Origin of the sequence: Microbispora amethystogenes (genome assembly GCF_016863015.1) — a bacterium.
Lineage (GTDB): Bacteria > Actinomycetota > Actinomycetes > Streptosporangiales > Streptosporangiaceae > Microbispora > Microbispora amethystogenes.
Genome location: NZ_BOOB01000014.1, coordinates 1 through 12,809, shown reverse-complemented (window position 1 = coordinate 12,809; position 12,809 = coordinate 1). Strand labels below are relative to the sequence as shown.

General features: G+C 69.8%; 10 protein-coding genes and 2 tRNA genes. All 12 read right to left on the bottom strand.

Annotation, left to right across the window (positions count from 1 at the left end; genetic code table 11):
- Window positions 1-28: 28 nt before the first annotated feature.
- Window positions 29-104 (bottom strand) — tRNA-Ala (locus tag Mam01_RS09685).
- A 98-nt stretch (window positions 105-202) separates the two neighbouring features.
- The gene (locus Mam01_RS09680) at window positions 203-1,672 is read right to left on the bottom strand and encodes an ATP-binding SpoIIE family protein phosphatase (RefSeq protein WP_204285052.1); all 1,470 of its coding nucleotides are present in this window, start codon (window positions 1,670-1,672) and stop codon (window positions 203-205) included.
- A gap of 39 nt (window positions 1,673-1,711) precedes the next feature.
- Window positions 1,712-2,329 carry a class I SAM-dependent methyltransferase gene (locus tag Mam01_RS09675; RefSeq protein ID WP_225311250.1) on the bottom strand — a complete coding sequence of 206 codons (618 nt, stop codon included), beginning with the start codon at window positions 2,327-2,329 and terminating at the stop codon, window positions 1,712-1,714.
- A gap of 275 nt (window positions 2,330-2,604) precedes the next feature.
- Window positions 2,605-2,677, bottom strand: a tRNA-Ala gene (locus Mam01_RS09670).
- Window positions 2,678-2,780: 103 nt separating this feature from the next.
- Window positions 2,781-4,262 (bottom strand): L-arabinose isomerase, encoded by a 1,482-nt coding sequence (gene araA, locus Mam01_RS09665; RefSeq protein WP_204285050.1) that lies wholly within the window; start codon window positions 4,260-4,262, stop codon window positions 2,781-2,783.
- Window positions 4,259-4,918 carry an L-ribulose-5-phosphate 4-epimerase gene (locus Mam01_RS09660; RefSeq protein ID WP_204285049.1) on the bottom strand — a complete coding sequence of 220 codons (660 nt, stop codon included), beginning with the start codon at window positions 4,916-4,918 and terminating at the stop codon, window positions 4,259-4,261. The genes araA and Mam01_RS09660 overlap by 4 nt, the downstream gene beginning before the upstream one ends.
- Entirely contained in the window at window positions 4,915-6,564 is a 1,650-nt protein-coding gene (gene araB, locus Mam01_RS09655; RefSeq protein WP_150932491.1) for a ribulokinase, read from the bottom strand. The genes Mam01_RS09660 and araB overlap by 4 nt, the downstream gene beginning before the upstream one ends.
- A gap of 50 nt (window positions 6,565-6,614) precedes the next feature.
- The gene (gene yjfF / locus Mam01_RS09650) at window positions 6,615-7,601 is read right to left on the bottom strand and encodes a galactofuranose ABC transporter, permease protein YjfF (protein ID WP_150932493.1); all 987 of its coding nucleotides are present in this window, start codon (window positions 7,599-7,601) and stop codon (window positions 6,615-6,617) included.
- On the bottom strand, window positions 7,598-8,644 hold the full coding sequence (locus Mam01_RS09645) for an ABC transporter permease (protein ID WP_204285048.1): 1,047 nt from the start codon (window positions 8,642-8,644) through the stop codon (window positions 7,598-7,600). The genes yjfF and Mam01_RS09645 overlap by 4 nt, the downstream gene beginning before the upstream one ends.
- The gene (locus Mam01_RS09640) at window positions 8,641-10,152 is read right to left on the bottom strand and encodes a sugar ABC transporter ATP-binding protein (RefSeq protein ID WP_204285047.1); all 1,512 of its coding nucleotides are present in this window, start codon (window positions 10,150-10,152) and stop codon (window positions 8,641-8,643) included. Before Mam01_RS09640 ends, Mam01_RS09645 begins: the two co-directional genes overlap by 4 nt.
- Window positions 10,153-10,240: 88 nt before the next feature.
- A complete protein-coding gene (locus Mam01_RS09635) occupies window positions 10,241-11,239 on the bottom strand; it encodes an ABC transporter substrate-binding protein (protein WP_204285046.1) in 999 nt (332 codons plus the stop codon).
- A 79-nt stretch (window positions 11,240-11,318) separates the two neighbouring features.
- Entirely contained in the window at window positions 11,319-12,308 is a 990-nt protein-coding gene (locus tag Mam01_RS09630) for a LacI family DNA-binding transcriptional regulator (protein ID WP_204285261.1), read from the bottom strand.
- Between the last annotated feature and the right edge of the window lie 501 nt (window positions 12,309-12,809).

Genomic DNA, 12,809 nt, shown 5'->3' with positions numbered 1-12,809 from the left:
GAGGACGGCTCCTGAGATGATTCAGCAGTGGTGGAGCTATGGGGACTCGAACCCCAGACCCCCTCCATGCCATGGAGGTGCGCTACCAGCTGCGCTATAGCCCCTTACCCACGCCGCCCGGCGGCGCGTCGCCAGTGTATAGGACTTCCGGGGCAGCGCCTAACCGAAAACCGGTCAGCGGGCCCGCCCCGGGGAGATCCCGTCAGCCGGGGATCGGCATCGAGAACCACACGGTCTTGCCTCCCGCGACCCGGCTCGCCCCCCAGTGCCCGGCGAGCTGGCCGACGAGGTAGAGCCCCCTGCCGTCCTCGTCGAGCAGCCCGGGCTCCCGCTGCACCGGCAGACGGTGGTTGTCGTCGCTGACCTCGCACAGCAGATGGTCGGTGCGCAGCAGCCTGATCGTGATGGGCCGCGACGTCTGCCGTACGGCGTTGGTGACGAGCTCCGACACGAGCAGCTCGGCCACGGGGGTCATCGACGCGAGACCCCACGCGTCGAGCGTACGGCGGACCAGGCCGCGGACCCGCGACGGCGTCATCGGCTGGGGCTCCATCATCCACTGGGCGACGTGCTCGCTCGGAATGCCGCGGAAGCGGATGGCCAGCATGGTGACGTCGTCGGCCCGGGCGGCCGACAGCACGGCGTCGGTCAGGTCCTCGATCGAGGTCCCGTCCGACAGTCGGCGGCGCAGGTCCTCCACCTTCTGGCCGATGTCCTCCCCGCGTTCCTCCACGAGCCCGTCGGTGTAGAGGACGAGCATGCTGCCGTCCTCCGCCGCGATCTCCATCGTCTCGAACGGGGTGCGGCCCAGCCCGCCGATCGGCGGGCACCGGGGCGGCGACAGCACCTCCGCCCGGCCGTCCGCGCCCAGGAGGATCGGCGGCAGGTGGCCCGCGCTCGCGATCGTGCACCGGCGCAGCACCGGGTCGTACACGCAGTAGACGCAGGTCGTGATGGTCTGCTCGGCCAGCCGCTGCGCCACCTCGTCCAGCGAGTGGAGCACCTGCTCGGCCGGGAGGTCGAGCGCGGCCAGGGTCTGCACGACCGTGCGCAGCCGGCCCATCACGGCCGCGGCGGCCGGTCCGTGGCCCATCACGTCGCCGACGACCAGGGCCACCCTGCTGCCCGGCAGGGGGATCACGTCGTACCAGTCGCCGCCCACCCGCTCGGCGGCCGGCCGGTACCGGTAGGAGATCTCCAGCCCGGGCAGGTCGGGCGGGGCGCCCGGGCGCATGTCACGCTCCAGCGTCTCGACGATCTCGACCTGGCGGCGGTCCCGCCGGCCGTGGAAGATCGTGAGTGCGGCGGGAACGGCGATCTGTCCCGCGGCGAACAGGTCCGCGGGGCCGAAGGGCGGCCGCCCGGCGTCGCGCGCCAGCAGCGCGCAGCCCACGACCGTCCCGTACGCCCGGAGCGGCACGGCGAGCAGGCGCCCGTCGAGCAGGGCGGTCTCACCGGCCTCCTCACCGGCGTCGTCACCGGTTTCGTGGCCCGCCCATCGCGACGGGAGCCGGTCGCCGGGATCGACCCGGTGCCAGACGGCGCCGTCCACGTAGACCGCGGCGGCGTCGGCCAGCCCCGGCACCGCCGCCTCGCAGAGGGCCCTGGTCGCCTCCTCCGGGCCGGAGCTGTCGCCCACGGCCCGGGCGATCGCGCTGACGTCGTGCAGCATGGTCGACGGCTCACCGTCTCCCCACACGGATTCGGCCGTTCAGCGATGGTCACGCCGGCAGTTGACGAAGAGCTGGATCTCCGGCGGCGCCTGCGTGGTCGCCGGCGCGTACGAGATGTGGTTCTCCGACAGCACGGTGAATCCCGCGGCCTCGACGATCTCGCGCAACTCGTCGCGCAGATACCCCGTCACCCGCACCGGCGCGCCGAGGAACTGGAAGGGCACGTCGTCGAGGTCGATCTCCACCATGCTCAGCGAGAACAGGCCGCCGGGCGCGAGCACGGCGTGGATCCGGCCGAGCGCCCGCTCGATCTGGGGCCGGGGCAGCATGAGCAGGCTGAAGAAGGCCGTCACGGCGTCGAACGTGCCGAGCGAGGCGTCGAGGTCGAGCACGTCGGTCTCGAAGAACGTGCCGACCGGCACGTTCTTCCTGGCCAGGTCGAGCATGACCGGGGAGATGTCGATGCCGGTGACCTCGCAGCCCGCCTCGGCGAACTGCTGAGCGGTGGGAGCGCCGGTGCCGCAGCCCACGTCGAGGACCCGCGCTCCCGGCTGGAGCTGCTTGATCAACCATTCACCGGCGGCGACCTGTCCCTCCTTGTGTGGGAACGCCTCGTCGTACCGGGCGCCGATGCGATTGAACGCCTCGGCCTGCATGGCTCGGTACTCCCGACGCGGATTGTCCGGTCCTGACTCGATTGTCATCATGGCCGCCATTGGTGATCAGCTGTATTTGCTTTCTTCTAGATAGGGGGCTTCGCCCGATCAAGTCAAGACATACCGAAGCTATTTAGGCTTTTCGCCAGGAATCCGAGTCAATGATCATTGTCAACCCTTATGCGGCCGGCACGGCCGCCGGCCCGGGGGAACGACGACGAAGGGCGGCCGGACCGCGTGAAACGCGTCCGACCGCCCCTCGGCGATCCTGTCTGTGGAGCTATGGGGACTCGAACCCCAGACCCCCTCCATGCCATGGAGGTGCGCTACCAGCTGCGCTATAGCCCCGTGCGACGCAGCCAGTGTATAGGAGTCCGCGCGGAGGCGGGTAACCGGCGGACGGGCCCCTCCCCGGGAAGCCCCTGGGAAGCGGGAAGGGCCCGTGCGGACGTCAGAATCCCTGCGCGAGCCGGTAGTAGGCCTGGTTCCACCGCAGTTCCTTCGCGAACTGCCGGGGAGTGGTCGCCTCGTCGATGACGAGCAGTTCGACGCCGAGCATGTCGGCGAAGTCGGTGAGCTCCTCCGCCCCGACGGCCGACGACAGGACGGTGTGGTGCGGGGCGCCCGCGGTGATCCAGGACTCGGCGGAGGTGCGCAGGTCGGGCCGGGGCCGCCAGACGGCCCGCGCGACCGGCAGGGCCGGCAGCGGCTCGGGCGGGGCGACCACGTCGATCTCGTTGGCCACCAGCCGGAACCGGTCCCCCATGTCGGACAGGCCGACCACCACGGCGGAGCCGGGCTCGGCGTCGAACACGAGCCGGACCGGGTCCTCGCGTCCGCCGATGCCGAGCGGGTGGATCTCGCAGGAGGGGGTGTCCGACGCGATCGTCGGGCAGACCTCCAGCATGTGCGCGCCGAGGATGACCTCCTCGCCGGGGGTGAGGTGATAGGTGTAGTCCTCCATGAAGGAGGTGCCGCCGGGCAGGCCCGTCGACATCACCTTGAGCGTGCGGAGCAGCACCGACGTCTTCCAGTCGCCCTCGCCGCCGAAGCCGTAGCCGTCGGCCATCAGCCGCTGCACGGCCAGGCCGGGAAGCTGGCGCAGCCCGCCGAGGTCCTCGAAGTTGGTGGTGAAGGCCTTGAAGTCGCCGCCCTCCAGGAAGTGGCGCAGGCCCAGCTCGATGCGCGCCGCGTAGCGCAGCGACTCGTGCCGGTCGCCGCCCACGCGCAGCTCCGGCGCCATCCGGTAGAGGTCGTCGTACTCCTTGACCAGGGCGGAGACGTCGGCGTCCGAGGCGGCGTCCACGGCCTCGACCAGCTCGTTGACGCCGTAGGTGTTCACCGACACCCCGAACCGCAGCTGCGCCTCGACCTTGTCGCCCTCGGTCACCGCCACGTCGCGCATGTTGTCGCCGAAGCGGGCCAGGCGCAGCGAGCCGACCTCGGCCCGGCCGGCCGCCGCCCGCGCCCAGGTGCCGATCCGCGCCACCACCGCGGGGTCGCTGACGTGCCCGGCGACGGTCTTGCGCGGCACGCCCAGCCGGGACTGGATGTAGCCGAACTCGCGGTCGCCGTGAGCCGCCTGGTTGAGGTTCATGAAGTCCATGTCGATGGAGCTCCACGGCAGCTCCACGTTGGCCTGCGTGTGCAGGTGGAGCAGCGGCTTGCGCAGCGCGTCGAGGCCCGCGATCCACATCTTGGCCGGGGAGAACGTGTGCATCCACGCGATCAGGCCGATGCACTCGTCGTCGGCGTTCGCCTCCAGGCACACCCGGCGGATCGCCGCCGCGTCGGTGAGCACGGGCCGCCACTCGAGCTCGAACGGCAGCCCCTCGCCGAGGGTCTCGGCGATGCGCTGGGACTGCTCGGCCACCTGCCGCAGCGTGTCCTCGCCGTACAGGCCCTGGCTGCCGGTCAGGAACCAAAACCTCACAGGTGACTCCTCTGTCCGTAGACGTTCTGATAGCGGTCGTACAAGCTGTCGACGTCGCCGGGGGCGATCGGCAGCGGCTCACCGAGCTGGCGGGAGAGGTGGACGGTGCGGGCGACGTCCTCGCACATGACGGCGGCCTTGACCGCCGCCTTCGGCGACTCCCCGATGGTGAACACTCCGTGGTTCTGCATCAGCACCGCACGGGAACGGTGACCTGTCAAGGTCTCCACGATCCCCTTGCCGATGTCGTCGTTGCCGATCAGCGCGAACGGCCCGACGGGGATCTCGCCGCCGAACTCGTCGGCCATGGCGGTGAGCACGCACGGGATCGCCTCCCCGCGGGCCGACCAGGCCGAGGCGTACGTGGAGTGCGTGTGCACCACGCCGTTCACCTCCGGCATGTGCCGGTAGACGTAGGCGTGCGCGGCCGTGTCGCTGGAGGGCGCGAGGTCGCCCTCGACGAGATTGCCGTCCAGGTCGCACACCACGATCGACTCGGGCGTCAGGTCGTCGTACGACACGCCGCTCGGCTTGATGACGAACAGGTCCTCCCCGGGCACCCGCCCCGAGACGTTGCCCGCCGTCCACACCACCAGGCCGTACCGCACCAGCTCGGCGTGGAGCCGGCACACGGTCCTGCGCAGTTCTTCGATCATGCACTGGCCTCGTTCCTGATCGCGCGGAGCCGGTGCAGGAGATCACCGTCCGCGAAGTGGTCGTGCAGCCTCCGGTACTCGGCGTACAGCCGGTCGTAGGCGTCGGCACGCTCCTTGTCGGGCGCGTACACCGCGGTCTCGCGCTTGCCCATCGCCGCCGCGGCGGCGGTGATGTCGGGGTAGTCCCCGGCGGCGACGGCGGCGTGGATCGCCGATCCCAGCGCCGGTCCCTGGTCGGAGCCGATCACCGACAGCGGGCGGCGCAGCACGTCGGCGTAGATCTGCATGAGGAACCGGTTCTTCAGCAGGCCGCCGGCGACCACGAACTCCTCGACCGGCACCCCGGCGGCCTCGAAGGTCTCCACGATCGTGCGCGCGCCGTACGCGGTGGCCTCGATGAGCGCGCGGTAGACGTCCTCGGGACGGGTGGCGAGCGTCTGCCCGACGACGACCCCCGACAGGGTGTGGTCGACGAGGACCGAACGGTTGCCGCCGTGCCAGTCGAGCGCGACCAGCCCGTGCTGCCCGACCTTCTGCCCGTCCGCGAGCGAGGTCAGGTACTCGTGCAGCCCGAGCCCCGCCTCCGCGGCCCGCTCGGCGTACGACGCGGGCACGCAGTTGTCCACGAACCAGGCGAAGATGTCGCCGACGGCGGACTGGCCCGCCTCGTAGCCCCACAGCCCGGGGACGATGCCGTCACGCACCACCCCGCACATGCCGGGCACCTCGGCGAGCTGGTCGGAGCACATGACGTGGCAGGTGGACGTGCCCATGATGGCGACCATCTGGCCGGGGCGCACGGCGTCGGCCGCGGCCGCGGTGACGTGGGCGTCGACGTTGCCGACCGCGACGGCGATCCCCTCGGGCAGCCCCGTCCACTCGGCCGCCCGCGCGGTCAGCCGGCCGGCGAGACCGCCGAGCGGCGCGAGGTCGGCGCCCAGCTTCCCGGCGAAGCCCGCGAAGCCGGGATTGAGCGCGGCCAGGAAGTCCTCCGACGGGTAGGCGCCGTCCTGGAAGATCCCCTTGTATCCGGCGGTGCAGACGTTGCGGGTCTCCACGCCGGCGAGCTGCCAGATGATCCAGTCGGCCGCCTCGATCCACCGGTCGGCCAGGCCGTAGAGCTCCGGGTCCTCCTCCAGCAGTTGCAGGCCCTTGGCGAACTGCCACTCCGAGGAGATCTTGCCGCCGTACCGCGGCAGCCACGGCTCGCCGCGTTCGGCGGCCAGGGCGTTGATCCGGTCGGCGTGGGGCTGGGCCGCGTGGTGCTTCCAGAGCTTCGGCCAGGCGTGCGGCCGCTCGGGGAAGCGCTCGCACAGCGGGTGGCCGTCGGCGGTGACGGGCAGGATCGTGCAGGCGGTGAAGTCGGTGCCGATGCCGACCACCCGCTCGGCCGGGACCTGCGCGGCGGCCAGGGCCTTCGGCACCGCGTGCCGAAGCACGTCGATCCAGTCCGCCGGCGACTGCAGCGCCCAGTCGGGCCCGAGGCGGACCCCCGAGCCCGGCAGCGCCTCCTCGATCACCCGATGGGCGTACTCGTGGACGGCGCCGCCCACTTCCTCGCCGTCACTCACCCGCACCACCACGGCACGGCCGGACAGTGTGCCGTAGTCGACGCCGATGACGTAACGCTCGCTGTTAGCGCTCACAAGCACTCCAAACCAGGGAGAAGGGAGAGGGGGACCCGGACCCGCCCGCGCTATCTGCGCCTGGCGGTGATCAGCCGCTGCAGCAGGATGAAGGCGAAGAGCAGCAGGCCGATGAAGATCTTGGTCCACCACGAGCTCAGCGTGCCCTCGAAACTGATGATCGTCTGGATCAGGCCGAGCACGAGCACACCGAGCACGGTGCCGAGCAGGTAGCCGCTGCCGCCGGTGAGCAGCGTGCCGCCGATGACGACCGCGGCGATCGCGTCCAGCTCCATCCCGACGGCGCTCAGCCCGTATCCCGACAGCGAGTAGAAGGCGAACAGCAGGCCGCCGAGCGCCGAGCAGAACCCGCTGACGGTGTAGACGGCGATCTTCGTCCGGGCCACCGGGAGGCCCATCAGCAGGGCCGACTGCTCGCTGCCTCCCGTGGCGTACACGTTGCGCCCCAGCCGGGTGTAGTGCAGCACGTACGCCGCGGCCAGCACGACCACGAGCGCGATCAGCACGCTCGGCGAGACCCACATGTCGCCGCCGAGGTCGACCCGCGTCTGGGCGATCGCCGTGAACGTCGCGTTCTCGATCGGGATCGAGTCGGTGCTGATCGTGTAGCACAGGCCCCGGGCGAGGAACATCCCGGCGAGCGTCACGATGAACGGCTGGATCTCGAAGTAGTGGATGATCGCGCCCATGCCCAGGCCGAGCACCGCGCCGATCACCAGCACCAGGGCCATGACCCCGAACGCCGGCCAGCCGTCCTTCAGCAGGCTGGCGCTGACCATCGTGGAGAGCCCGACCACCGATCCGACGGACAGGTCGATGCCCCCGGTGAGGATCACGAACGTCATCCCGACCGCGACCACCAGCAGGAAGGCGTTGTCGATGAAGACGTTGAGGACGATCTGCCCGGTGGCGAAGCCCTCGTAGCGGATGCCGCCCGCGACGAACATCGCGACGAACAGGCCCGCCGTCACCATGACGGGGATGTACTTCTGCGGGACCGTGCGGCGGAGGTCCAGCAGACCGGTCACGCTCGTCATGCCGAGACCCTCACCTTCTCTTCGGTCACCGGGCTCGGCGACTGCGGGCGCCTGCGGCGGTGGAACACCTTCTCGCGGAAGGCCGGGGACTGCAGCAGGCAGACGATCGTCACCACGAGCGCCTTGAACAGCAGCGTGGTCTCCGGCGGGACGCCGATCGAGTAGATGGTGGTGGTCAGCGTCTGGATGATGAGCGCGCCGAGCACCGTGCCGCCGAGCGAGAAGCGGCCGCCCGCCAGGGAGGTGCCGCCGATCACGACGGCGAGGATGGCGTCGAGCTCGATCCACAGGCCGGCGTTGTTGCCGTCGGCGCTGGAGACGTTCGAGCTGATCATCAGCCCGGCGATGCCCGCGCACAGCGCGCAGAACGTGTACACCGTGATGAGCACGCCGCGGGCGCTGATGCCCGACAGGCGGCTCGCCTCGGCGTTGCCGCCGACCGACTCGATGAGCAGGCCCAGCGCGAGGCGCCGGGTGAGGAAGGCGGTGAGCGCGAGCACGACCGCCACGATGATGATCGAGAACGGCAGCGTGAGCCAGTAGCCGCCGCCGATCAGCTTGTACGGCGAGCTGTTGACCGTGGTGATCTGGCCGTCGGTGATGAGCTGGGCCAGCCCGCGCCCGGCGACCATCAGGATCAGCGTGGCGATGATGGGCTGGATGCCGATGCCCGCGACCAGGAGGCCGTTCCACACGCCGAGCGCCACCGAGAGCGCCAGCGCGATCCCGACCGCCGCGAGGACCCCGCCGATCGAGTTCTGGTCGTCCAGGTCGCTGATCCGCAGACAGGCCAGCGCGCCGGCGATGGCGACGACCGAGCCGACCGACAGGTCGATGCCGCTGGTGGCGATGACGAGCGTCATGCCGAGCGAGACGAGGATCAGCGGAGCGCCGAAGCGGACGATGTCGATGAGGCTGCCGTAGAGGTGGCCGTCCTTCATCTGCACCCGGAAGAAGTTGTCGGTGAAGACGAGGTTGAGCGCCAGCAGGGCGACCAGGATGGCAACGGGCCAGAACAGCCGGTGTCTGAGGAACCGCGTCATGAGATGGCTCCGCTCGCGATCGTCTCCGTGAGCCTGTCGGTGGTGAGGCCCTCGTCGTTGTCCAGCTCGGCGACCAGCCGGCGGTCGCGCAGCACGCCGACCTTGTGGCTGAGCCGCAGCACCTCCTCCAGCTCGGCGGAGATGAACAGCACGGCCATCCCGCCGTCCGACAACTCGGCGACCAGGCGCTGGATCTCCGCCTTGGCGCCGACGTCGATGCCCCGGGTGGGCTCGTCGAGGATGAGCAGGCGGGGCTCCAGGATCAGCCAGCGGGCCAGCAGCACCTTCTGCTGGTTGCCGCCGCTGAGGTTCCTGACGAGCTGCTCGGGATTGGCCGGGCGGATGTTCAGCGCGGAGATGTACTTCTCGACCAGCTCGTCCTGCCTGCGCCGCGGGATCGGCCTGGTCCAGCCCCGCGCCGCCTGCAGCGCCAGGATGATGTTCTCCCGGACCGTGAGGTCGGGGATGAGCCCCTCGGCCCGCCGGTTCTCCGAGCAGAAGGCGATCTTGCGGGCGACCGCCGACCGGGGCGTGCGCAGGCTGACCGCCTGGCCGTCGATCTTCAGTGCGCCGGTGCCCGCGTGGTCGGCGCCGAACAGCAGCCGGGCGATCTCCGTACGGCCCGAGCCGAGCAGCCCGGCCAGGCCGACGACCTCCCCCTCGTGGATGGTGAGCGTGAACGGCTCGATCGCCCCGGTCCGGCCCAGCAGCTCGGTCTCGACCAGCGGCGCGCCCTCACGGGCGGGCGGGCGGTCTTCGAGCTTCTCCAGGTCGGCCAGCTCGCGGCCGATCATCTTGCCGACCAGCTCGACCTGGCTCAGCTCGGAGGTGAGGTACTCCCCCACGAGCGTGCCGTTGCGCAGGATCGTCATGCGGTCGGAGATCTCGTAGATCTGGTCGAGGAAGTGCGAGACGAACAGGATCGCGATGCCCTGCTCCTTGAGCCGGCGCATCACCCGGAAGAGCTGGGCGACCTCCCCCGCGTCCAGGCTGGAGGTGGGCTCGTCGAGGATGAGCACCTTCGCGTCGATGTCCACCGCCCGCGCGATCGCGACCATCTGCTGGATGGCGAGCGAGTACGACGACAGCGGCGCCGACACGTCGAGGTCGAGGTCGAGACGGGAGAGGATCTCCTCCGCCCGGCGGCGCATCTTCTTCCACTGGATCCGGCCGAGCCGGCGCGGCTCACGGCCGATGAAGATGTTCTCCGCCACCGAGAGGTTGGCGCAGAGGTTGACCTCCTGGTAGACGGTGCTGATGCCCGCCTGCTGGGCGGCCAGCGGGCTGGAGAAGGCGACCCGCCTTCCCTCCAGCTCGATCTCGCCGGCGTCGATGTCGTAGACGCCGGTCAGCACCTTGATGAGCGTCGACTTGCCGGCGCCGTTCTCGCCCATCAGGGCGTGCACCTCTCCCGGCAACAGCCGGAAGTCGACGTCGTCCAGCGCCTTGACGCCGGGGAACTGCTTGCCGATCCCGCTCATCCGCAGGATCGGCGCGGGCGCGGCCATAGCGGAGCCCCTCTCTCGTCCTCATCACTGTCGCGGCACCGGGCCGCCCCGGGAAGAGGCGGCCCGGTGAGGAAACCAGTGCTTACGATCAGTACTTGCGGTTGGGCAGGGCCTCCTTGGCCTGCTCCTGGGTGAAGGTGGTCTCCTCGGTCACCACGCGCGGCGGAACCTGCTCGCCCTTGACGACCTTCTTCGCGAGGTCCATCAGCTGGGGGCCAAGCAGCGGGGAGCACTCGACGATGTAGTTGATCTTTCCGTCGGCGAGGGCCTGCATGCCGTCGTGCACCGCGTCAACGGTGATGATCTTGATGTCCTTGCCCGGGACCTTGCCCGCGCCCTCGATCGCCTCGATGGCGCCGAGGCCCATGTCGTCGTTGTGCGCGTAGAGCACGTCGATCTTGGGGTTGGACTTGAGGAAGGCCTCCATGACCTCCTTGCCCTTGGCCCGGGTGAAGTCGCCGCTCTGCGAAGCGATGACCTTGAACTTCGGGTCGGCCGAGATGATCTCCGAGAAGCCCGCCTTGCGGTCGTTCGCGGGCGCCGAGCCGGTGGTGCCCTGCAGCTCGACGATGTTCACCGTGTCCTTGCTGTCCTTGTACTCGTCGACCAGCCACTGGCCGGCCTTCTTGCCCTCCTCGACGAAGTCGGAGCCGAGGAAGGTCTTGTACAGGCTGGTGTCCTTGGAATCCACGGCCCGGTCGGTCAGGATGACCGGAATCTTCGCGTTCTGGGCTTCCTTGAGCACGGTGTCCCAGCCGGACTCCACGACCGGCGAGAAGGCGATCACGTCGACCTTCTGCTGGATGTAGGAGCGGATGGCCTTGATCTGGTTCTCCTGCTTCTGCTGGGCGTCGGAGAACTTCAGGTCGATGCCGGCCTCCTTGGCCGACTCCTGCACGGACTTGGTGTTGGCGGTACGCCAGCCACTCTCCGCGCCGACCTGGGAAAAGCCCATTACGATCTTGTCGTCGCCACCGCCGGCCGAGCCGCCGCTGGCCGACGAGTCGCCGTCGCCGCCACCGCTGCATCCGGCCATCGTCAGGGCGGTGACGCCCGCCAGGATCAGTGCCGAGATCCTCTTCAACACTGGGGGGATCCTTTCATCGCTGTTAGCGCTAACACAGGTCAGGTGGTCAGCGCTGATCATTTGGTTGATTTCCGTACGGCTAGCGCACGCCGGTCGTGCTTCCCCTTCGTACGAACTGGGGAGGCACCACGAGCCGTTCATGGGGCAACGACTCGCTCGACTCGATCTGCCGGAGCAGCACGTCGATGCTGCGCCTGCCGACGGCCCCGAAGTCCTGTCTTATGGTGGTGAGCGGTGGGGAGAAGAACTCCGACTCAGGGATGTCGTCGAAGCCCACGATGCTGATCTGCTCGGGGACCTTCACCCCCTCCTCCGTGAACGCCCGCAGCAGGCCGAGCGCCATCTGGTCGTTGGCGACGAACACCGCGGTGACGTCGCCGACCATCGCGGCGAGGTGCTTCCCGGCCTGGTAGCCCGATCGAGGACTCCAGTCCCCGGTCAGCAGGTCGGGTACGCGGCGCCCCGCCTCGGTCAGCACCGCGCGCCAGCCCTCGCATCGCCCTTCGGCCTCCAGCCAGTCGGCGGGGCCGCTGACATGCCAGACGGTCTCGTGGCCGAGGCCGAGCAGGTGCGAGGTCGCCAGCCTGGCTCCCTCGACCTGGTCGACGCTCACCACGGAGACGTCGCCCTGATGCCAGCCCTCGACGGCCACGGCGGGCATGCCCGCCGGCAGGTCGTCGAGCGCACGGGCCGCCGATCGCTGCGGAGCGACGACGACGATGCCGTCGACGCCCTGCTCGGCGAGGTAGCCGATCGCGTCGTTCACGCCGGCCCTGTCGATGGTCCGCAGGCTCACGATGCTCACGAAGTAGCCCGCGTCCCTTGCGGCCTGCTCGATTCCGTATACCGTGCTCGCCGGGCCGTACAGCGTCGTGTCGAAGCTGACGACGCCCAGCGTGCGCGAGTGCTTGGTGACCAGTGCCCGGGCGACGAGGTTGCGGCGGTATCCGAGCTGGTCGATGGCCCGCATGACCCGGGTGCGGGTCTCTGCGCGGACGTTCGGATGATCATTGAGCACCCGCGAGACCGTCTGGTGCGACACTCCGGCCAGCCTGGCCACGTCGGCCATGACGGGCGGGCGGCGCTCGACGCTGGGTCCCACGGTCGCTCCTCTCAACTGCTTGGCAAGAACTGTGAGCGTTAACACAACCCTGCGTCAAGGAGGGTGCCGGTCACGGTCCGGTTACGCCGAAACATCCTGGTAACACCATATTGACGGATGTGCCACATCGGCTTTAACTGTTGACCTAATCTCGGCTGTTAACGCTCACCCATGGGCCGGGACGCTGTGTTATCGTTAACAGAACTGCCCGAGGAGCGCATAGCGTGTCCGGAAACGCCTGTTCGCCGGCCTCGCCGGCACCGGCGGTGATCGCTTGGAGTGGCGGCGGAGCGGTCCAGAGCCGCGGTGGTGCGCACCGGAGCGGCCGGCACCCCACGCGTGCCCGAAATCATCGCCCCGATCGCCGACGCATGTCCCCGGCTACGCCGAGGCCGGTCGAGCGGCGGCCGTGCTCTCCCTGACCACGAGCTCGGGCTGCACCAGGCGCGCCGGCCCGACGTCGCGGTC

What these genes read in the sequence shown, in the direction of transcription:
- Mam01_RS09640 (WP_204285047.1), bottom strand. Translation starts at nt 10,152, where the DNA reads ATGGCCGCGCCCGCGCCGATCCTGCGGATGAGCGGGATCGGCAAGCAG.
- Mam01_RS09645 (WP_204285048.1), bottom strand. Translation starts at nt 8,644, where the DNA reads ATGACGCGGTTCCTCAGACACCGGCTGTTCTGGCCCGTTGCCATCCTG.
- Mam01_RS09680 (WP_204285052.1), bottom strand. Translation starts at nt 1,672, where the DNA reads ATGCTGCACGACGTCAGCGCGATCGCCCGGGCCGTGGGCGACAGCTCC.
- Mam01_RS09660 (WP_204285049.1), bottom strand. Translation starts at nt 4,918, where the DNA reads ATGATCGAAGAACTGCGCAGGACCGTGTGCCGGCTCCACGCCGAGCTG.
- Mam01_RS09675 (WP_225311250.1), bottom strand. Translation starts at nt 2,329, where the DNA reads ATGCAGGCCGAGGCGTTCAATCGCATCGGCGCCCGGTACGACGAGGCG.
- Mam01_RS09630 (WP_204285261.1), bottom strand. Translation starts at nt 12,308, where the DNA reads ATGGCCGACGTGGCCAGGCTGGCCGGAGTGTCGCACCAGACGGTCTCG.
- yjfF (WP_150932493.1), bottom strand. Translation starts at nt 7,601, where the DNA reads ATGACGAGCGTGACCGGTCTGCTGGACCTCCGCCGCACGGTCCCGCAG.